This window comes from Leucobacter sp. MMO-125 (genome assembly GCF_037148395.1).
Lineage (GTDB): Bacteria > Actinomycetota > Actinomycetes > Actinomycetales > Microbacteriaceae > Leucobacter.
On sequence record NZ_JBBCTL010000002.1, the window covers coordinates 103,775 to 124,496 of the forward strand.

At 67.9% G+C, this 20,722-nt stretch carries 13 protein-coding genes; 6 read left to right on the forward strand and 7 right to left on the reverse strand.

Features of this window, described 5'->3' with window-relative positions:
* The first annotated feature begins 214 nt into the window (after positions 1 to 214).
* The gene (locus tag WFI54_RS05295; RefSeq protein ID WP_336651751.1) at positions 215 to 685 is read left to right on the forward strand and encodes a hypothetical protein; all 471 of its coding nucleotides are present in this window, start codon (positions 215 to 217) and stop codon (positions 683 to 685) included.
* Between the two features lie 140 nt (positions 686 to 825).
* Here the strand turns inward: WFI54_RS05295 and WFI54_RS05300 are convergent, their stop codons facing one another.
* The 3 genes from WFI54_RS05300 to WFI54_RS05310 all read right to left on the reverse strand — a co-directional run bounded on the left by WFI54_RS05300 (position 826) and on the right by WFI54_RS05310 (position 7,433).
* Positions 826 to 1,941 (reverse strand): pyridoxal phosphate-dependent aminotransferase, encoded by a 1,116-nt coding sequence (locus WFI54_RS05300; RefSeq protein ID WP_442918651.1) that lies wholly within the window; start codon positions 1,939 to 1,941, stop codon positions 826 to 828.
* 158 nt (positions 1,942 to 2,099) lie between these two features.
* Positions 2,100 to 5,924, reverse strand: a complete 3,825-nt coding sequence (locus tag WFI54_RS05305; RefSeq protein WP_336651753.1) for a TM0106 family RecB-like putative nuclease — start codon at positions 5,922 to 5,924, stop codon at positions 2,100 to 2,102.
* 219 nt (positions 5,925 to 6,143) lie between these two features.
* Entirely contained in the window at positions 6,144 to 7,433 is a 1,290-nt protein-coding gene (locus tag WFI54_RS05310; protein ID WP_336651754.1) for an ATP-binding protein, read from the reverse strand.
* Between the two features lie 371 nt (positions 7,434 to 7,804).
* Here WFI54_RS05310 and WFI54_RS05315 point away from each other — a divergent pair, with 371 nt between their 5' ends.
* From WFI54_RS05315 to WFI54_RS05325, 3 genes are all read left to right on the forward strand, one after another.
* Positions 7,805 to 9,409, forward strand: a complete 1,605-nt coding sequence (locus WFI54_RS05315; protein ID WP_336651755.1) for a DEAD/DEAH box helicase — start codon at positions 7,805 to 7,807, stop codon at positions 9,407 to 9,409.
* Positions 9,410 to 9,657: 248 nt separating this feature from the next.
* Positions 9,658 to 10,887 (forward strand): MFS transporter, encoded by a 1,230-nt coding sequence (locus WFI54_RS05320; RefSeq protein WP_336651756.1) that lies wholly within the window; start codon positions 9,658 to 9,660, stop codon positions 10,885 to 10,887.
* 130 nt (positions 10,888 to 11,017) lie between these two features.
* Complete coding sequence (locus WFI54_RS05325; protein ID WP_336651757.1) at positions 11,018 to 12,073, forward strand: DUF4349 domain-containing protein; 1,056 nt, start codon at positions 11,018 to 11,020, stop codon at positions 12,071 to 12,073.
* Here the strand turns inward: WFI54_RS05325 and WFI54_RS05330 are convergent.
* A complete protein-coding gene (locus tag WFI54_RS05330; protein WP_336651758.1) occupies positions 12,046 to 13,413 on the reverse strand; it encodes a flavin monoamine oxidase family protein in 1,368 nt (455 codons plus the stop codon). The genes WFI54_RS05325 and WFI54_RS05330 overlap by 28 nt on opposite strands.
* Positions 13,414 to 13,452: 39 nt before the next feature.
* Positions 13,453 to 14,973, reverse strand: coding sequence for an APC family permease (locus WFI54_RS05335; protein ID WP_336651759.1), 1,521 nt, complete (start codon positions 14,971 to 14,973; stop codon positions 13,453 to 13,455).
* A 246-nt stretch (positions 14,974 to 15,219) separates the two neighbouring features.
* On the opposite strand from WFI54_RS05335, the gene WFI54_RS05340 reads away from it, so the two are divergent.
* The gene (locus WFI54_RS05340) at positions 15,220 to 16,575 is read left to right on the forward strand and encodes an NAD-dependent succinate-semialdehyde dehydrogenase (protein ID WP_336651760.1); all 1,356 of its coding nucleotides are present in this window, start codon (positions 15,220 to 15,222) and stop codon (positions 16,573 to 16,575) included.
* 98 nt (positions 16,576 to 16,673) lie between these two features.
* Here the strand turns inward: WFI54_RS05340 and WFI54_RS05345 are convergent, their stop codons facing one another.
* Together WFI54_RS05345 and WFI54_RS05350 are read right to left on the reverse strand one after the other, a co-directional pair.
* Positions 16,674 to 17,807 (reverse strand): FAD-dependent oxidoreductase, encoded by a 1,134-nt coding sequence (locus WFI54_RS05345; RefSeq protein ID WP_336651761.1) that lies wholly within the window; start codon positions 17,805 to 17,807, stop codon positions 16,674 to 16,676.
* Between the two features lie 49 nt (positions 17,808 to 17,856).
* On the reverse strand, positions 17,857 to 19,761 hold the full coding sequence (locus WFI54_RS05350; RefSeq protein ID WP_336651762.1) for an FAD-dependent monooxygenase: 1,905 nt from the start codon (positions 19,759 to 19,761) through the stop codon (positions 17,857 to 17,859).
* A gap of 141 nt (positions 19,762 to 19,902) precedes the next feature.
* Here WFI54_RS05350 and WFI54_RS05355 point away from each other — a divergent pair, with 141 nt between their 5' ends.
* Positions 19,903 to 20,619 carry an IclR family transcriptional regulator gene (locus tag WFI54_RS05355; protein ID WP_336651763.1) on the forward strand — a complete coding sequence of 239 codons (717 nt, stop codon included), beginning with the start codon at positions 19,903 to 19,905 and terminating at the stop codon, positions 20,617 to 20,619.
* Positions 20,620 to 20,722: the final 103 nt, after the last annotated feature.

Genomic DNA, 20,722 nt, shown 5'->3' on the forward strand with positions numbered 1-20,722 from the left:
AGCCTGCGAGCCTGCGAGCGGAGGATACCCGCACGTGGCAACGCCCCTTCCTTCTCTGCCCTGCCCTCTCTTCCGCCCTCCTGAAGATCGGGGTCACTCTTTGCCGTGTCACGGCACGACACGCGGCCACACGTGACCCCGATTGAGACCGCGGCGGGCTGACGTCGCCCGGGCGCGGTCGGCCGGTGTCTGAGGCGGGCGTAGGCTTGAGGGTATGGATCTGAAGTTCACCTTCAACGGCGGTTCGGCGGCGTCTGAGCACTCGCATGATGCGGCTGCCGGGGCCGCCCCGGGTATTCCGCTCCCCTTCACCGCGAAGCCCGCCGCGTCGAGCAGCGTGCTCGAATTGCACGCCCGCCTCAACGGCGGCGCGGTCGTGGTCGAGTCGCTCTCTGGTGATGGCGTGAACTATGCAAGCGCAGAGGTTGAGCTCGCTGCGGGATCGGATGACCCTGCCGCGCTGGGCAAAGCTTTACGTTCTGCGTTCGCCCGAGCCGTTGCGGGCCTCGAGGGTCCGCTGTCGGAGGCGGTCACCGCGCTGGTGCTCGATCTCGGTGGAGCCGAGGCTGAGGCGCTGCGATCGCTCGGCATCGCGGTGAACGAAACGGCGGATCCGCGCGCCGTCGTGGATGACGCCCTGCAACGCCGTGTCGGTGTGGCCGCCGGAACCCCGATCCGATTCTGACGACACGACCCGCGGCCCCGCCATCGAGTCGGCCTATGCGTAGCGAGTAGGCCCGAAACTTGCGTGAACATTGGGCCGACTCGATACGAATAGGCCGCCTGGACGCGAGCGCGAGCTGACGCGAGCCTGAACGGGCCGACTCAGCGCTGGAACTCGATGATGCGGTTGAGCGCTTCCGCTACGGCGGCTTCACCAGCAGCGTAGGAGAGGCGCACAGCCCGGCTGCCGCGGATCGGGTCGAAGTCGACGCCGGGAACCACTGCGACATCGGCGCCTTCGAGGAGCGCTCGGGCGTAGGCGACCGAATCGCCGTACCGTTCGAGTTGCGGGCCGAGCTCGGAGTAGTAGTAAAAGGCTCCGTCTGATGGCGCTGCAACACCCCAATTCAGCTGCGGTTGCGCTTCAAGAATGAGAGCGCGTGCGCGCGCGAAGCCCTCGACGACGGCGTCGCGCTGCGCGTAGCTCTCGTCGGTGAATGCAGAGAGGGCGAGCTCCTGCGCCGGGGCCGGCGGCGAAAGCGCGAAGTTCGAGGCGAGAGCTTCGAAGGGCGCGACGAGCGACGCCGGCAGCAGGGCCCAGCCGAGCCGCCAGCCGGTCATGCCCCAATACTTCGAGAAGGAGTTGATGACGATCGCCTCGGCATCGAGTTCGCGCACCGACACCCCGCGCGGGTCGGGGTCGCCGGGCTGCGGGAAGGTGATGCCGTGGTAGATCTCGTCGCTGATGAGCCGCGCCCGGTGCGTGCGGCACCACGACACCAGCGCTTCCAGTTCGGAGCGGCCGAGCATGGTGCCTGTGGGGTTTGCCGGTGAGGCGATGATGACACCGGCCAACGGGCCGTGCTCCTGCACGGCGGCGTCGAGCAGCGCGGGAGTCGGCTGATAGCGGGTGTCGGGGCCGGTGGGGATCTCGACCACCTGCACGCCGAGCGCCGCGAGGATGTTGCGGTAGGCCGGGTAGCCGGGGCTCGCGAGCGCCACCCGATCGCCTGGGTCGAACGCCGCGAGGAAAACCAGTTGGAAGGCCCCGGAGGAGCCGGTGGTTACGGCAACCGTGCCGGGATCAACTTCGACGCCGTACCAGGCACGGTAGTGCCCGGCGATGGCCTCGCGCAGCGGCGCGGTGCCGAGGGGTCCGGTATAGCCGGCGGGTTTGAGGGTGCCGGGAGCGGGGCGGGCGCTGGGCTCCCCCGCGCAGAGCGAGACGACGTCGTGCCCCGCGGCGCGGCGGCGGGCGATCTCGTCGGTGATGCGCATCACTTCGAAGGCCGGGATGCCGGAGCGTGCCGAGGCACGCAGCACCGATTCTGGCTTTGCCTGCTCAGGCAGCGACGACGAGGTCGGGGTCGGCAGTTGCCCGGGGATGGGCGCTTCGAGCCGTCGCGACGGTGGGGTCTTGAATGGGCCTCCGGGTCTCACCATGCCTCCAAACTAGCGCGCCCTGGCAGATCTAGCACGGACGCGGGCTCCGCGTATGCGGCGTTCCTATGCACGGCTCGCTCACGCACCGATCGTTCACGCCCCACCCGCAGCGCCTCGCGATCGGCTCGTGCGGCGCGCTCGGTGAGCCTGAGGTAGCCGGACAGCGCGACGAGCCCCTGTGAGCTGGTGGGCAGGCCCTCTCCGAGCCTGTCGGAGGAGACAAGGTGCGCTGCCCACTGCGCACGACTGATCGCAACGTTGAGTCGATTGCGCAGGAGCAGGAATTCAAGACCCCGCGGCACATCGTCAGGACTCGAAGCGGCGAGGGTCACGATCGCGATCACCGCTTCTTGCCCCTGGAACTTGTCGACGGTGCCCACCCGCACCCCGTCGAAGCCAGCGGCGATGAGCGCTTCGCCGACCACCTCGACCTGCGCGTTGTAGGCGGCAACAACGATCAGATCGTCAGGGGTAAGCGGCCTACCTGACACCCCAGCACCAGCACCAGCAGCACCCACCACAGCGCCCGAGAGCGATTCGCGCACGATGCGCACCACCTCCGCGGCTTCTTCGGCGGAGCTGGTGGAGTTGCCGTGGTGTTCGACGGGGTGCCACACGAGCCCCGCCGGACCAGCCCCGTGCACCTCGCGCTGGGCCGCAGTGGAGTGCGCGTGCAAGCGCCCCTCGTAGGCAAGTTCGGAGACCACATCGGCGAGCTCGGGGCGCATGCGTCGGGTTTCGGCGAGGAAGTAGCCGAGTTCGTCTGGCACGGTTTCGAAGTCACCGAGGAGCCAGCCGAGCGCGGAGGCATCGACGGGCTCGGGATGATCTCCCTGCGACACCTGCGGCAACTGCTGCGGGTCGCCGAGCAGCAGAAGACGCTCGGCTGCCATTGACGCGGCAATCGTAGGCGCGAGCGAGAACTGCCCGGCTTCGTCGATGACCAGCAGATCGAGCGATGCACGCTCGAAGCGCCCGGGGTTGCTGAAATCCCAGGCGGTGCCGCCGACCACGCAGCCGCGGCCGAAATCACGATGCCCGGCGACGAAGCGCGCGTGAGCGTTGCGGGGCAGCACTGTGTAGGCGGGGGCCGTGTCACCCTCGTCGAGGGCACCACCCTGGGGCACCTTGCCCACCTGAGCGGCAGGCAGCCCCGCAGCGACAACGCCTTCGAGCACATTTTCGACCACGCGGTGCGACTGCGCCACCACGCCGATGCGCCAACCGTGCTGCTCGACGAGCCGCCGGATCACGCGCGCAGCAAGGTAGGTCTTGCCGGTGCCAGGCGGCCCCTGCACGGCGAGGTAACTGCGATCGAGACGCAACAGGCTCTGCACCACGGCGCCAATCACATCGGTATCGCCGTTTGGGCCGGCCACAGGCGCTGCTTGAGTGAGCGCGCCGTCGCCTCTGAGCCTGGGCGGGGTTCTGCGGATCAGGTCGACCACGGGGTCGGCCGGGAAGCCACCAGCGTCAAGCGCTGCGGCAAGCCTGGCACCCCACTCTTCAATCGCACCCTTCTGCGCACCGGCGGGAGGCGGCGGCCCTGGCACGAGGGCGATTGGAAGCCCGGTGTAGGGCTCGGCCTCTCCAACGCCTTCATCGATCACTGCGCCGTCGTCGAGACGTTCGATGATGCGCACGCGCCGCGCGCCGCGCGCCCCGGGTGCTGCACCGCGCTGCGGGAAGGGTGCCGGGTGCTCGTAGAGCGCGTAGGCTTCGCCGCCCTCTCGGAGGGCGCTGCCGGGCGCGAGATCGCCCCGCAGTTGGAGACGCCGTCGCAGCACGCGCGCCCGCTGCGGCATCGACCAGCCGGAAAGGACTCCACTGCGAGCGGTATCAACGATCAGCACGTCTCGGCTGTCAGCCCAGTCTTCGACGGGATCAATCAGCCTGGCGAAGTGAGCCCACCAGAATGATTTCTGCTCGCGCTGGTGGTAGTCGATCGCGCTGGCCGCAAGCGCGGCGGTGGCACGATCGCGTGGCTCGGCTGCTTCCGCATGGGCCATCAAGGCCCGCGCTACGGGACTGGCCTCGATCAGCGGGCCGGTCTCTGCTGTGGGGCCTTCGGCCGCGTAGGGCTCAATGCTGTGCTCGACGGCAAGCGCAAGCAGCCAGTCACGCAAGCGCAGCGTGGAGACGCAGTCGTAGCGGTTGTAATCTGCAATCGCGTCGAGCCGGCGCTGCCCCTCGGCGCGCTGCGTCTCGGTGCCTGAGGCGAGCTGGGTGCTCGCCTCGGCGTACTCGGTGACAGACTGCGCGCCGCTGGTCACGCCGGTGTCATCGCGCAGTCCGTTGCCCATGTAGAGCGGTTCGAGTTTTTTGATCGAGTACGAGCGAGAACCGACGCGCAGCGCCCGGCGCACGATCGGGTACAGGTCAACGAGCACGTGTTCTCGCAGTAGTTGGTCAACCTCGGCCTCGCCAACGCCGTGGCGTGCTGCAATCGACAGGAGGTGCGTACGCTCGTAGGCGGCGTAGTGGTAGATGTGCATACCGGGGAAGCGCGCCCGGCGGTCAGCTACGAATGCGAGGAACTGTTCGAGCGCTCGCCGCTCTTCGGCGAGGTCGTGCGCCCAGATCGGCGTGAAGCGCTCGCTTGCGTCGACCATGCCGAAGAGGTAATCGAGGCCCCAGCGTGCGGAGTCGTCGGGCCCCGGCTCGCGGTACATGGGGTCACCCTCGAAGTCGAAGAAGAGGTCGCCGGGGTCGGGCTGAGGCAGCGCGGCGAGCGCAGCCGGATCGATGACCCGGTAGGGCGGCACCGCGGCGTCGTCGCCCTCGAGCTGCAGTGCGGCCTGCGAGGCGAGCCGTTCGAGCACGGCCGGTGCAACCCCTTCGACCACGGTGGCCTCGGTCACGGCCCCAGCCCCAGCCCGGAGCGTCGGCAGCAGGTCCGCGACACGCTCGATTGTGCGATGCCCCGCCGAAACAAGGGCGTCGCGCTGCGTGCGGCGAATCCCGGCGATCAGCAGCGGATCGCGCGCCTGTCCGATTTCGAGCTCGCACACCTCGCACCGACCGCACGCCGCAACTCCATCGGAAAGCCAGGCCACGGGTGCCGCGCTCTCGCGCCGCCCGTCAGGCCCGGTGGCGGCCAGGCGGTCGCGCAGCAAGCGATGCAACCGGGCTCGCCGGGCCCGAAACACCGGCGCGATATCGGCAATGCGGTGCCGCGAGCGCGCCCCGTCTCCGAGGATCAACACGGCCTCGCGGGCGACCGGCACCCCGATGTGTTCCAGTTGCTCTGCGTAGGCCGCGAGCTGCATGAGGGCTGTCGTCTTCGCCCGGCGGGCCAGCTTGGTGTCTTGCACCTCGTAGCTGCCGTCTGGCTGTCGCCGCAGAAAGTCGGCAAAGCCGACGAAGCCGATCTCCGGGAGATGAGGCGCTTCTGCTCGGGCCGCCTCACTGCTTTCAGCCGGCACGGCCCCCGCGATCCGCGGTTCGAAGAATGTTGCTTGAAACACCACCTCAGCAGCCCCGAGCAACGCCACCCGAGTCTGCTCGGCAACATCGCCGAGCGACGCCTCGCTCATCGAAGCGGGGCGCGGAATCTCGACGACGCCGCCAGCCGCGCCCAGGGCCCCTTCGCCCAGCACGGCCCGGTATCGCTCAAGCGTGCGCTCCTCGTGCGCGTCGCCCAGCTTCGCGGCACGCGCCAGCATCGGATCGTCGTCTGGCGGAACGGCGATGTCGCGGCCCAGCTTCGCATCGACGCGCCGCAGAAACGCGAACTCGCACATGCTCGCCGCGGTCAGGTCGCTCGCGCTTGTCACAACGCGCTGCCCGAGGCCGTCGGCTCGATCTTGCAAGAACATGGGCGCTCCTTTCGATGCCTACGACGCTATCGGCACCCTCTGACATTCATGGCAGCTCAGGCCCGGAGCCGCATCGAGGTCACCCATGTGGTCGTTATACCCCCGACGAAACGACCACATGCGTGACCTCGATGCCAGAGAAAGGAAGGATCGGGGCAGCGGGGGCCGCAGGGCGACAGAGCCCGCAGGGCGACAGAGCCCGCAGGCCGACAGAGCCCCCTACAGCCGCGCGAGTGTCTCGATGTCTTCGAGGAACGTCGCGAGCTGCGCCTCCGACACAGTGGCGCGGGTCACCGCGAGCGCGGCAAGGTAGTCGTCGGTCGCGAGGTCGGTGCGGGATCCCGAACCGGATCCGCCCTCCCCCGCCCGCAGCGCCCGCGCCAGCGCCTCCTGCGATGCCCGTCGTGCCGCGTACTCGATGTCGGCGGGTGTCAGCCCGGCGCTCTCGGCGACAAGGCTACCGAAGTCGATATCGCTCGCGAGATGCGTGGGCACATAACGACGCCAGATCGCCTCACGCGCTTCGTCGTCGGGCAGGCCGATGGGCAGCACGTAGTCGAAGCGGCCGTGCCGCAGGAACGCGGCGTCGAGGCCGCGCACGAAGTTCGTGGCGCACACCAGCAGCAGGCCCTCGCGCGCCCGGAAGTCGGCCACGATCTTCAGCAGCTCGTTCGTCACTCCCTGCGTCGGCGTTGGCGGATCGCTGCGCTGGGATGCAATCTCCTCGACCTCGTCGATGAACACCACCCCGTGCTCCAGCTCGCCGATCTGCTCGAAGATGCCGCGCAGCGATGCCGCCACACTTGTCTTGCCGTCGCCGAGCCGTGACGGGAACACCTCGACGAAGGGCCAGTCGAGCCGCGACGCGACCGCCTTCGCGAACGTGGTCTTGCCAGTGCCAGGCGGGCCGAACAGCATGACGGCATGCGGCGGTACCACGCCGTAGCGATCTGCAAGATCGGGCTGCGCGAGCGGCGCCACCAGCCGTTCCTCAAGCAGCTGCTTCTCACGGCGCATGCCCGCCACGTTCTCCCAGAGATGGCGCGGCAGCACCCGGCCGCCCACGTCTTTCAACAGGTCGAGTTCGCGTCGTTGCACCGGCATCTGCCGTTCGAGATAGCGCAGGCTGTGTCGCACCAGGAAGCCGTTCGAGGTGAGCAGGTCGAGGCGGCTGCCCTCGGGCATCAGCACCGACAGCGTCGAGAGCCCGAGCGGCGCCATCTTGCGTTCGAGCGCGTCGAGCAGCGCGCCCGACACATTGCCCGAGCGAGATTCCTCGGCTACCCCGAAGAACACAATCCACCCCTGCGCGTGCGCGGCCCTCCCGACCGCCGCGGCAACGACTTTTTCGTCGCGCACAGCCACCACTGCGTGGTCTTCGCGGCAGGAGGCCGTCACCTCGGCGAGCGAGTAGACCGGCTGCTCTGCGGAGGATCGTGCCTCCCACCAGAGTTGCACGACCGCGTCGAGGTCGTCGTCGTGGAAATCTCGGATCGTGATGCGTCCCATGGCCTGATCATGCCAGAGGGATGCTCCCGGCGGCGGGTTCTCGAGCGCAGCCGGCGCGTGCAGATCGGCGTTTCTTCTGCTGCGGGACAGAACCGACGAGTTTCTCCGCGCGATATCGATCACCTGTTTTCAGTCGGAACCCGCTAGGCTGGGAGGCACGGGCCGGTCGTACCGGCCCCATCGTCGCTGATGTTCAAGCGTGATCCCCGCAGACCGGCGGATCCGCACCGGTGCTTCCGCACCGCGACTCTCCGCGGCGAACGGATGCGCGATCCCGCGCACTCGCCGATGACCGCAGCGACGCACGGCCCGGGCACGCCTGCATCCACGATGCCGCCCCGCCGCTCGCTGCACTGCACAGAAAGGTCCCCGTGACCGAGACCACTGCACCCACGTTCGAATCGCTGGGCGTTCCCGCGCCCATCGCGCACGCGCTCGACAAGAACGGCAAGACTTCACCCTTCCCGATCCAGCGCGACACCCTGCCCGACACCCTCGCCGGCCGCGACGTGCTCGGCCGCGGCCGCACCGGCTCCGGCAAGACCATTGCGTTCGGCATCCCGCTCGTCGCGAACCTCGCCGACGGTGCCGCCGCGAAGCGCCGCCCCAGCCGCCCCCGCGGCATCGTGCTCGCCCCCACCCGCGAGCTCGTCACCCAGATCGCAGAGACCATCAAGATGCTCGCCGACCCGGTGGGCGTGAAGGTGACCACTATCTTCGGTGGCGTGCCGCAGCGCCGCCAGGAGGCCGCTCTCGAAGCCGGTGTCGACATCGTCGTCGCTGCTCCCGGTCGCCTCGATGACCTGATGAGGCAGGGCCTCGTGCATCTCGATGGCGTCGAGATCACCGTGCTCGACGAGGCAGATCACATGGCCGATATGGGCTTCTTGCCCGTGGTCACGCGCATCCTCAACAAGACCCCGAAGGTGGGCCAGCGCCTGCTCTTCAGCGCGACCCTCGACAACGGGGTCGACAACCTCGTGAAGAAGTACCTGCACGACCCCATCCTGCACTCAGTGGACAGCGCCGAGAGCCCGGTGCCGCAGCTCACCCACCACGTGTTCGAGGTCGCAGGCAAGGAGCAGAAGGAAGCCCTCATCGAGGCGCTCGCCTCGGGCACCGCGCGCCGCATCTTCTTCACCCGCATGAAGCATCAGGCCAAGAAGCTCGCGAAGCAGCTCACCGCACGCGGCATCCCCGCGGTGGAGCTGCAGGGCAATCTCTCTCAGAACGCCCGCGACCGCAACCTCGCCGAGTTCGTCAGCGGCGACGCGCGCGTGCTCGTGGCGACCGACGTTGCGGCCCGTGGCGTGCACGTCGACGGTGTCGACCTCGTGGTGCACGTCGATCCGCCCGTTGAGCACAAGGCCTACCTGCACCGTTCCGGCCGCACCGCGCGCGCCGGCAACGAGGGCGATGTGGTCACGCTCGTGCTGCCCGAGCAGCGCGGCGAGATGAAGCAGATCATGCGCGCCGCGAAGATCCGCGTCGCACCGAAGCAGGTCAACCCGATGGCGCAGCACGTCGATCCCGAGGTGCTGGCGCTGATCGGCGAGGTCGCACCGAAGGTGGATCCGCGGGTCACCGAGCAGAAGCGTGCCGCCGCGCAGGCTGCGCAGCAGCGCGCCGCGGGCCACGCGCCGGCTGGTGAGGGCAAGAGCACGGGTGCGAACGCGAAGCGCAAGCGCTCGCGCGGCGGTCGCGGCCGCGCAGCTGGCCAGGGAGCAGCTGCAGCTTCGGCTGGTCAGCAGGGTGCGCGCCAGGGCGGTCAGGATCGGGCGGCGCAGCCGCAGGGTCAGCGTCGTGGCGGATTGGGCGAGGGCCAGGGTCAGCGTCGTGGCGGATCGCAGCAGGGTCAGCGCCAGCAGGCTCAGGGCCACTCGGCGGGCGGCGACTCGGCCGGCCGTCGTCGCAGCGGTCGCCGGGCGCAGAGCTCGGGCGGCACCGTCTACTCGACGAGCACCCCTGGCGCCTGAGATCCGCCCCGCGCGTGAACCGCGCGTTGTGAACTCAGCAGACTGAACCGCGCGCACGGCATCGCGCACCAGGCACGCGCACCTCGGGGGCGCTGCGGAGGCTCTCATCGAGCATCTTCCGCAGCGCCCCCGAAGGTGTTTCCGGGCACAGCCGTGTGCACCGATATCCATAGATCTGAGGCCGCACGGCACGTGATTCCGTCGCTGCGCACGCTGTGCGCGAGCGATCCCAGACGTATACTGATCTGATGGGTATTTACGGGGCGTTGGCGCAGCAACCAGGGGTCGTCCGTGTACTCGTCTCGCAGTTGCTCGCCCGTTTCCCGTTCGGAATGCTTTCGATCATTCTGCTGCTGCATGTGGAGCTGGCGTTCGGTGACTTCACCTCGGCGGGTGTGGTGCTGGCGGCGCAGAGCGTGGGCCAGGCGATCTCCGGGCCGCTGAGCGGGCGCATCATGGGCCGCTTCGGGATGCGCCCCGTGCTGGCGGCGACGTCGCTGGTCTGCACCGCGCTGCTTGTGATCATCGCCCTCGCGCAGATGCCGCTCGTGGCAGTGGCGGGCGTTGCCGGTCTTATCGGCCTCACGACCCCGCCGGTCACCCCGGCGGTGCGCACGCTGTACCCGAAGCTGGTGCCCAGCAAGCAGTTGTCGGCACTGTTTTCGCTTGATGCGTCAGCGCAGGAGATCATCTGGGTGCTCGGCCCTGTGGTTGCGGTGTTCGTGTCGTCGCAGTTCGGCACCACTGTTGGCCTGTGTGTCGCGGCCGGCTTCATGCTGCTGGGCGGTGCCTGGTTCATCATGAGTCCCGCGGTGGGTGCGGTGAAGCTCAAGCAGTCGAAGCATCGTTTCGGGGCGGTGCTGCGGTATCCGACTGTGGTGATTGCCACTTCGGTGGGTCTGTTCTTCGTGGCTTCGATGTCGGCTGTTGAGGCCGGTGTCGTTGCGGCGTTCGCACAGAACGGTCACGGTGGCGGGCACGGCAGTATCGAGTCGGGCATTGTGCTCGCGCTGTTCGCCGGTGGTTCGCTGGTCGGCGGTCTGCTGATCGGGCATCGCGAGATGCGGCCGTGGTCGCTGGCGCTGCGTATCGGCATCGTGCTGATCGGTGTTGCTGGTGCGCTCGTGAGTTTGAACATGTGGTGGCTGAGCACGCTTCTGTTCCTGGGTGGGCTCGGCACGGCCCCGGCCTTCGCTGCGCTGTCGAACATTGTTGCTTCCACGGTGAAGTTCTCGGAGACCGCAGAGGCTTACGGCTGGGTGGGCATGGGTCAGCTCGTGGGTGTGGCTGCTGGTTCGGCGTTCGGCGGCATCGCCATCGATTTGCTCGGTGCGCGCGGCGCGATCCTGGTGGCTGCCCTGGTGCTGCTGGTGGCTGCGCTGCTCTCGCTCGCCTCAATGCGGTGGATTCCGGATCTCCGCGGTCGAACGATCGAGCCGCCGCCCGAGACCGGCACCCTGTCGATCCCCCTGAACTAGGGCTGCGCGCGGGCCAACGCGACACGTGGGTCGCGATCGACTGCGCCCGCCAGATAACGATCTCGCCACGCACAGCTCGGGCGCAGCAGACTCCTTCGCGCGCGCAGCCGACTCGCCATAGAGTGTGGTCATGAAGCGCCGCATCGTTCTCCCGCTGGTTGTCGCGACCGCCCTCGTCATGACGTTGGCCGCCTGCTCTGGCATGCCCGGTGCCGGTGGGGCCTCCGGGCAGTCAGCCCCCGGCCCCGTCACTCAGCTGGGCGACGCCGCGGTCGCACCGGAGTCGAAGGGTGCGCTGCCCGCCACAGGCGGCACCTCGGGCAGCATGGCCGATCGTTCCGTGATCCGCACAGGCGATGTTGCACTCGAAGTGTCCGATCCGCGCACCGCCGCCGATGAGGTGGCCGAGCTTGCAGAGCAGCTGGGTGGTCGCGTGGAGTCTTCGACGGTGAAGCGTTCCGGCGGCGACACCGTCGAGCAGGGTGCTTCTGCAAGCGTCACGATGCGTGTGCCAGAGGATCGCCTCGACGAGGCCTTTGACAAGCTTTCAGGCGTTGGCGAGGTGCTGTCGCAGAGCCGTTCGGAGTTCGATGTGACGCGAGACCATGTCGATCTGCAGGCCCGAGTGGCGGCGCTCGAAGAGTCGGTCACTCGGCTTACCGAGCTGATGGCGAAGGCCACCACCACGAGCGAGTTGCTTGAAGCCGAGACGGCGCTGTCGCAGCGTCAGCAGGAGCTCGACGGTCTGCGCGCGCAGCTGAAGTCGCTCGAATCGCAGGTCGATGAAGCCACGATCTTCGTTTCGCTGCAGACGCGCTCGGCGCTGCCCGGCGGTGGCCCCGCAAACTTCTGGGAGGGCCTGCTCGCAGGTATCGGCTCGCTGGGCACGGCGGCGGCCGGTGCGCTCGTGATTGCGGGCATGCTGTTGCCGTGGCTGCTGCTCGCGGGCCTGGTGGCCCTGGTGGTGGTGCTCATCGTGAGGGCCGTGAAGCGGGGCGGATCGCGGCGCGCTGCGGCGGGCAACGCATCGCAGCGGTCGGCTACGGCTGCTGCGCCAGGCCAGGCACCGGCCGCAAGCCCAGCCGCAGCTCCCGCCCCCCAGTCTCCGCACCACTCGCAAGCGGGTGCTCAGGCACCGCCCTCGCAGCTGCACCAGACTCAGTTGCCGCCGTACAGCGAGCTGTAGGGCAGCTCACGTCCGAGGATTCGCTCGGCGGCGCGGTGGCCAGAGGCGAGGGCCGCTGTGACCGTGGCGGGATCCTCGGTCCAGGTGGCCTCGCCTGCGAGGTGCAGCACTCCGTCGACCGGGGTGGCCAGCAGGTCATGATCCTCGGGCCGCGATCCGACAGTCATGTAGGCGTATGCGCCCCCGGCCCAGGGGTCCTGCTGCCAGCGGGTGACCTGCGCGTGCACGGGATCGGGCACAGCCGGCCCGTACAGCTCGCGCAGGCTCGCCAGCACCGAGGCGACGATGCGTTCGTCGCTCCAGTCCCGGATCTGCTGGGCGCACTCCCCCGCAGCGAAGGTGAGCAGTGTCGGTTCGCCGTGCAGCGCGGTGAGGTCGTACCAGGAGTGCCACCAGGCCGCCGCTGCACCTTGACGGCGGATCGCGTACACGTCGCTCTCCCAGAACCGCTCGGGGAAGCGCAGGAAGACCTTCTCGAAGGCGTTCATGCTGAGCCCGGCAAGGGCCTCGGCGATCGGCTCGGGCAGCGGCGGGTCGAAGACGATCCCCCCGGACTGCAGCACCCCGACGGGCACGGTCACCACCGCTTGCGATGCCGTGAAACGCCCCCGATCGGTTTCGACCTCGACGCCGCCCGCCGAGTCACTGCTCGCCGAGCCACCGCTGCGGCGCGTCACCGCCGTGACAACGTGTTCGAGCCGCACGTCGAGCCCTGCGGCGAGGTGCGAGGCGAGCGTGTCATAGCCCTCGGGGAACACCACTTCGTCACCCTCGATGGCATCGTCGTCGAGGCCGTGGGCATCGAGCATCGTCGCGTCGGCGCCGTACTGCTCCTCTGACCGGTGCCGCAGGTACTCGAGCACCCTCGCTCCACGATCCTCGGGCCAGGCACCCTCAGCAGCCGCGCGCGCAACCGCAGCCTCCGCAACCGTGGCATAGCTCGTCGCGGGCGCAGCCGCCGCGATCACATCCGCAAGATGCGCGTCCACAAGCGCAACGTCGGCGATGAACTGCGCTGTGGCCTGGGCGTCGAGCCGGTCCCCTTCGGGGCCGTAATAGGCGATCGGACGCCCACCGGCCTGGTAGCTGCCCACGGTGAACTCGACCGTCGGCATCCCGAAGGCAGCCGTCGTCTCGGCGAGAGCGCTGTGCTCGATACCGTGAATCCACGATGCGCCGAGATCGGTGATGCGGCCGCCGGAGCGTTCGGTGTGCACGCGACCGCCGATCCGCTCCCGAGCTTCGAGCACCACCACTCGTTGGCCCGCTGCGCTCAGCAGCCTCGCGGCTGTCAGGCCGCTGACCCCCGCACCGACGACCACGACATCGACGTGTTCCATGCTGCGCTCCTCCTCGAATCGTATCGTTCAGGCTTCGTTTTACTCGTCGGGCACCAGCACCGGGGTGTCCCGGTTCAGGCTCTCACCGCGGAAGAACGGCTTCGAGTTCGGGCGCAACCACCAGATGCCCATGAGCACGAAACCGAGCAGGATCGCGCCGATGCCGATCACGAACGCGCCCCCGATGCCGAGCAGCACGGTCTCACTGTAGTCGGTGCTCCACATATCGATCGCCGACTGCACGAAAGCGTATGCGAGCATGAGGCCGCCGAGGGCCGGCAGGATGCCGCGCATCCACAGATTGCGGGCGCTGTCGCGCAGCGTGTCACGGAAGTACCAGACGCAGGCGAACGACGTGATTGCATAGTAGAGCGCGACCGCGAGGCCCATTGAGGTGAGCGAGTCGGCGAGCATGTCTTCCGAGAGAATCGACATGCCCACGTAGTAGATGATCGCCGCGGCACCCATGAGGGTGGTCGAGAACCAGGGCGTCTTGAACTTGGGGTGCAGTTCTGCGAACTTCGCCGGCAGCGCCCGGTAGACCGCCATGGAGAGGGTGCCGCGCGCGGTGGGCAGAATGGTGGTCTGCGTTGATGACGCGGCCGAGAGCATGACGCCGAGGATGAGGAACCAACCCCAGGGGCCGAATAGCGCGCTGCCCAGAACCGAGAACACATCGTCGAGGCTCTCGGGGTTGGTGAGGCCGTAGCCGGTGTCGCCGAAGCCCGCGAACATCATTACCGCGACCGAGATGCCCACGTAGAGTACGATGAGCACCACGATGCTTGACAGCGCTGCACGGCCGGGGGTTTTGCGGGGGTTCTTGGTCTCTTCGTTGAGCGCGAGGCAGGTGTCCCAGCCCCAGTAGATGAAGAGCGCGAGCAGCACCGCTTCGATGAACCCGGACCACGAGGTGAGCTGGGCGGGGTTGAACCACTGCCAATCGAAAGCGATCGAGCTGGCGTTGCTGCCATCAAGGGCGTGCCAGAGGGCAAGCACACCGAAGAGCACCATCGCCACGATCTGGATGGTCATGAGCACCATCTGCAGTTTTTCGCCGATCTGCACGCCGACGGTGCTGACGAAGGTCATGAGCGCCATGAAAACGACCGAGGTGGCGACGACGATGGGCCGGTTGTTGGCGAAATCTTCGTTGCCGAGCAGCAGCCAGAAGTACTTGCCCGTGATCTCGCCGACATTGGCGAGCACCATGATTGCCGAGACCGCCACGGCCCAACCGCCGATCCAGCCCACCACCGGGCCGAATCCCTTGGTGCCCCACACGAAGGTGGTGCCGCAGTCAGGCATCTCGCGGTTGAGCTCCTGGTAGGCGAAGGCCGCGAAGATCATGGGCACACATGCGATGATGAACACGAGCGGGGCCTGCGCGCCGACGGCCAAGATCACATAGCCGAGGGTCGCTGCGAGCGAGTACAGGGGTGCTGTGGAGGCAAGGCCGATGACCGTCGACCCCACGACGCCGAGGGCTCCCTCGTTGAGGCCCTTCCCAACGTGAATGTGGCCGGTGTCGGTGGCGTTACCGAGCGTGTGCTTCTCCATGGGGTCATTCTGCTGCATCGGAATGGAATCTGAGAAATGGGTGGGGCGGATCCGGCGTCTTGTGGCATTCCCCTCGATTTGCCGCGGATTCCGAAGCGTTCTGCTCCATACACTGTCGAGAACTGCACACGATACGGGCTTGGGCGACGCGAAAAGGAGCGCCCCCTCCGCTAGTGCTCACCTCCGAGGTGTGCCAGACTTGGCTGTGTCCGACACCCGACGAAGTCACTAAGGAGTGAGTCATCTATGGGCACCTTCGCCGTAATTAATCCGGCCACGGGCGAGACCGTCGCCGAGTACCCCGACGCGACGGCCGAAGAGATCGAGGCCAGCCTGGCTTCGGCTCAGAAGGCCTACCAGGAGTGGGCTCGCAAGACCACCGTCGCCGAGCGCGCCGCACTGGCGAAGCGTGCCGCTGAGCTCTTCGACGAGCGCAAGGATGAGCTGGGCGCGATCATTAACCGCGAGATGGGCAAGCCCCTCGATCAGTCGATCGGCGAGGCCGAGTTCTCGGGTGCGATCACCGCAGCCTTCGCCGACAACGCCGAGAAGTGGCTGGCCGACGAGCACCTCGAGGTCGAAGACGGTCTGAAGACCTTCTTCCGCTACCAGGGCACCGGCGTCATCCTCGGCATCATGCCGTGGAACTACCCCTACTACCAGGTTGCACGCTTCGCAGTGCCGAACCTGATCCTCGGCAACACCATCGTGCTCAAGCACGCTGCGCAGTGCCCCGAGTCGGCGCTCGCACTCGAGCAGCTGTTCCGCGACGCAGGCTTCCCCGAGGGTGCCTACGTCAACGTGTTCGCCACCCACGAGCAGCTCGCCGACATCATCGCCGACGACCGCATCCAGGGCGTCTCGCTGACCGGCTCCGAGCGTGCCGGCGCCATCGTCGCGGAGCAGGCCGGTCGCGCACTGAAGAAGTGCGTGCTCGAGCTGGGCGGCTCGGACGTCTTCCTCGTGCTCGACACCGATGACATCGACCACGCTGTTGCACACGCCGTGGGCGGTCGCATGGAGAACACCGGCCAGGCGTGCAACGGTTCGAAGCGCATCGTCGTCATGGACAAGCACTTCGAGGAGTTCAAGGAGAAGTTCGTCGCGGCCATTGGCGGCCAGAGCTACGGCGAGGACTTCGGTCCGCTGTCGTCGGCGCAGGCCACCAAGAACCTCGCCAGCCAGGTGCAGGGCGCCATCGATCAGGGCGCCGAGGTGCTCGTGGGCAACAACACCCCCGAGGGCAACCTCTTCACGCCCACCGTGCTCACCGGCATCACCCCCTCGATGGATGTCTACAGCCAGGAGCTCTTCGGCCCCGTCGCACAGCTCTACAAGGTGTCGAGCGACGAAGAGGCGATCGAGCTCGCGAACTCCTCGCCCTACGGCCTCGGTTCCGTCGTGATCTGCGATGATCTCGATCGCGCCGAGCAGGTCGGCAACCAGCTCGACGTGGGCATGGTGTTCATCGGTGCTTCGGGCCTCGAGGGCGCTGACGTGCCCTTCGGCGGCGTGAAGAAGTCGGGCTACGGCCGCGAGCTCGGCAAGGTCGGCATGCTGGAGTTCGCGAACAAGAAGCTCTTCCGCTTCGCCGCGAAGTAAGTCGCACTACGGGCCTCGCGCCCGAACGGCCCCGGGAACTGTACAGTTCCCGGGGCCGTTCGCGTTTTCTCCTTCAGCGCAGGGGCAGTGGCGCAGGCTCAGGCATGGGATGGGAGGCGGAATGGGGCCGGGGGTAGGGCCTTGCCCAGTGCGGCGTCGGCGAGCACGCGGCCGATCGCGGGCACGAATTTGAAGCCCTGCCCCGAGAATCCCGCCGCGATCGTGATCCGCCCGCTCGTGTCGAGCAGGAAGCGCTCGCTCTGCGTCGAAGTGTAGGTGCAACTGATCTCTTCGGCCGTGTCAGGGTCGAGGCCGGGAAACCACTCGGCAACGTGCGCGCGCAGTTCGCGACGCAGTGCATCGGTGGCGCGGAACGTGCGAGCCTCCGGGTCGACGGCCTCACCGGTGAGGTGCAGGCCGACTTTCACGCCTTCGCCTGGGGTGAGCATGCCGTAGACGGTGCCGCGGCTGCCACCACGCACGTCGAGCTCGGGCGGAAAGTGGTTAAACGATGGCCACGCCGCCGACTCGTAGCCTGCGCGAATTGCGAAGTGTGCGGGGTGCTCCTCGGTGACGGTGAGCGAGGGCAGCGGGATGAGCCCGTCGAGCAGCGGGGCGGTCCACGCTCCCGCGGCGACGATGGCGCGTTCAGAGTCGAATCGCACCCTGCCGTTCGGCCCTTCTGCGGTGACCGTCACGCGATCCGCACCCGGCTCGATGCCCACGACCCGATGCCTGTAGCGCAGCTCGGCACCGTGCTGCCCGGCGAGCTCGGCGAGCACCTCAAGCGTCTCAGCGGCGTTGATGCGGCCGGCATCGCCGTTGACGAGCGCGTCGGTGTCGAAGCGCAGCCCCGGCCACCGTTCTCGGGCCGCTGCGGCCGACACCATCTCGGCCGCAGCGCCGCGGGCACGCAGGGCCTCGAAACTGCGCTGTACGCGCTGCTCGGCGCCGTGCGTGACGAGGCCGTCGAGCACCAGCAGCCGCCGTCCGGTGCGCTGTTCGAGCTCGCGGAAGAGCCGCATTGCTTCGTCGTACAGGTCGAGGAAGTGGGCGTCGGCGTAGGCGTTGTTCATGTTGCGGGTGGCGCCGTGAGAGGCACCGCGCGCGTGGCCCGCTTCGAACCGTTCGAGCATCACCACCCGCGCCCCGCGCTGCGCGAGCTGCCAGGCGGCGGCGAGCCCCATCGCCCCACCGCCGATCACGACGCTGTCGAAGGTCTCCGCTCGCACGCCTCACCCGTTTCTGTCTGCGCGCCGGAGTGCCCGGCGCACTGACAGGCTACTGCTCCAGGAAGATCGACTCGAAGTAGGCCGCAAGCTGTTCGGGGGCGTCGAGGGGCAGGATCGCCGACACGTACTGGTCGGGACGCACCACGACAACGGCCCCGTCGCGGCTGATGTCGCGCTGCTCGAAAATGTCGTCTTCGGGCTTGGCGGCGTAGATCTTCTCGTAGTCGACGAGCTGGAAGGGGCCGGAGAGCGGGCGGAACAGTTCGTCGAGCGCCATGATGTCGACATCGTGGTGCTCCTGCTGCAGCACCGCTTTCACGTCGAAGTAGGCGTCGATATCGGCGCCCTCGGGCGTGAAGCGCCTCACCGGCGACTGCTCGGCGGTGCGCAGCCACTCGGCCCAGCGGGCGAGGGCGGATCCCGAGGCGTCTGCGAAGGCGTAGACGCGGAATCGGCCGTCAGAGCGGTGGTGGTGGCCGAGGTGGATATCCACGGCGTCTGCGACGCGGGTGGTCATCACCGACTTGAAGCGCTTGCCAATCGGGAAACCGGCGGCGAGGGCCTGGTGGTCTTTCCCTGAGGTGATCATGGAGGCCTCGTACTCGGTCATGAAACCGGCCGGGAACTCGGCGGTCTGCACGTAGAAGTCGCGCAGCTGCGACGGCGAGTCGAACTCCTCCGGCTTCTTCGCCATGAGCGTCGACCACTCCAGGTCGAAGTCGATGAGATTCTTCGCAGTGACCTGGCGCTCGTCCGAGTAGGTGCGCAGCAGCGACTCGGGGCTGCGGCCCTCGAGCACGTAGCCGAGCTTCCAACCCAGGTTCCAGCCGTCCTGCATCGAAACGTTCATGCCCTGTCCGGCCTTGGCACTGTGCGTGTGGCAGGCGTCGCCCATCAGGAACACGCGCGGCTTGCCGTCGGGCGAGGTCGCTGCGTCGTCGAAGCGGTCGGTGAGGCGGTGGGCCACCTCGTAGACGCTGTGCCAGGGCACGTCGCGCACCTCGAGGGTGTAGGGGTGCAAGATCGCGTTGGCCTGTGCGATGACATCTTCGAGGGGCGTGTCGCGCACCTTGCCGCCGTCGTGCTCGTCGGTTTCGCCAAGGTCGACGTAGATGCGGCAGAGGTGGTTGCCTTCACGCGGGATGTGCAGGATAGAGCCGGCCTCGGAGTTGATAATGCACTTCTTGCGAATGTCGGGGAAGTCGGTGCTGGGGAGCACGTCCATGACGCCCCAGGCGTGCATGGAGGCACCACCGCGGAGGGAGCCTCCGATAGAGCGTCGCACGCTGGAGCGGGCACCGTCGGCCCCGATCACGTACTTGGCGTGCACCACGATGTCTTCTCCGGTGCTCGCGTCGGCGTCTTCTGCGGCGTTGATGCCGGCTCCGGTGCGGCCGGAGACGCGGCGCAGCGTCACGGCCACGGGGTACTCCCCCTCGCCGACTTCGAGGTCGACGAACTCGTATCCGTAGTCGACGTCGCCGCGGGCGGGGGCGCGGCGTGCGTATTCGGCGAAGTAGTCAATGACGCGGGCCTGGTTGACGATGAGGTGCGGGAACTCGCTGATGCCGTGCGGGTCGTCGGGGGTGAAGCCAGTGCGCACGATGTTCTGGGGGTTCTCGGGGTCGGGGTTCCAGAACGCGGTTTCGGTGATGCGGTAGGCCTCTTTGATGATTTCTTCGGCGAATCCGAAGGCCTGGAAGGTCTCGACGCTGCGCGCCTGGATGCCGTCGGCCTGACCGAGCACGAGTCGGCCGTCGCGGCGCTCGACGGTGCGGGTGACGATGTTGGGGAACTGGGCGAGCTGGGCCGCGGCGGTGATGCCGGCGGGGCCGGAGCCGACGATGAGCACGTCGATCTCGGAGGGGAGGTCGGCCGGACGGTTGATGCCGACGCCGGCGGCAGGCTGGACGCGCGGATCGGTGGAAACGTATCCGTGGTGGTGGAACTGCACTGTTTCTCCTCACTGAGAAGGGCCCAAGCCCTCATGTTCACTATTCGAACATTAAGTTTGATTATCGCACACCAAGAATAAACCGCGGCACGCGATCGCACAACACCGCGGCGCAACAATTCCTAGGGAAGAATATGCCTCATGAACACTTCCGCCGCGAGCGGGTCCGCGACCGCCGGATCGCAGACGCTCTTACGAGGACTCCAAGCGCTCGAACTGCTCGCCGAAGCGGAAGCACCCCTCACCATCAACGAGCTCGCCGAGGGGCTGGGTATCCACCGCTCCAACGCCTACCGCATCCTCCGCACACTGGAACAGCGGCGCTTCGTGGCCCGCGATGATGCGGGGCGGATCCGCCTCGGCCCCAAACTCACAGCGCTCGCCCGCGGCGTCGCCCCCGCCCTGCACACCGCAGCAACCCCCGCAATCACCGAGCTCGCCTACAAGCTCGGCATGACCGCGTTCCTCACCGTGCTCGATATCGACGAAGTCGTGACCCTCATCACGGTCGAACCCTCGAATGCGACTGCGATTGCCCGCAATCCCGGCGTGCGCCACCCCGTCGAACGCGGTGCCCCCGGGCACGCCATGGAGGCCTCTCTCTCCGCCGCCGAACGCGAGCGACTGCTCGGCAGCCCCGAGTTCGGCGAGGCCGCGCTCACCGCAAAACGCACAGGCTACGCCCTCAGCCGCCACGAAGTTGTCGAGGGTGTCATGGGCGTCGCCGTGCCGCTGCGCATCCCTGGCGAACCGCCCGCGGCTGTGGCCGTCGTGCACTTCTCGCTGCCCGAAACGCTCGAAGAGATTGTCGAAGCGCTGCAGGGGGCGGCGCAGGAGATCGCGCAGAATTACGCTTGAACGACCGAATGTGTCACTAGAATAGGTCCGTCCAGCTCGGTCGGCGCATCCGACCCGGCCGGCTAAGGCGCTCGAAAAAGGGGCGCTGCTGTCGCGGAGGCAC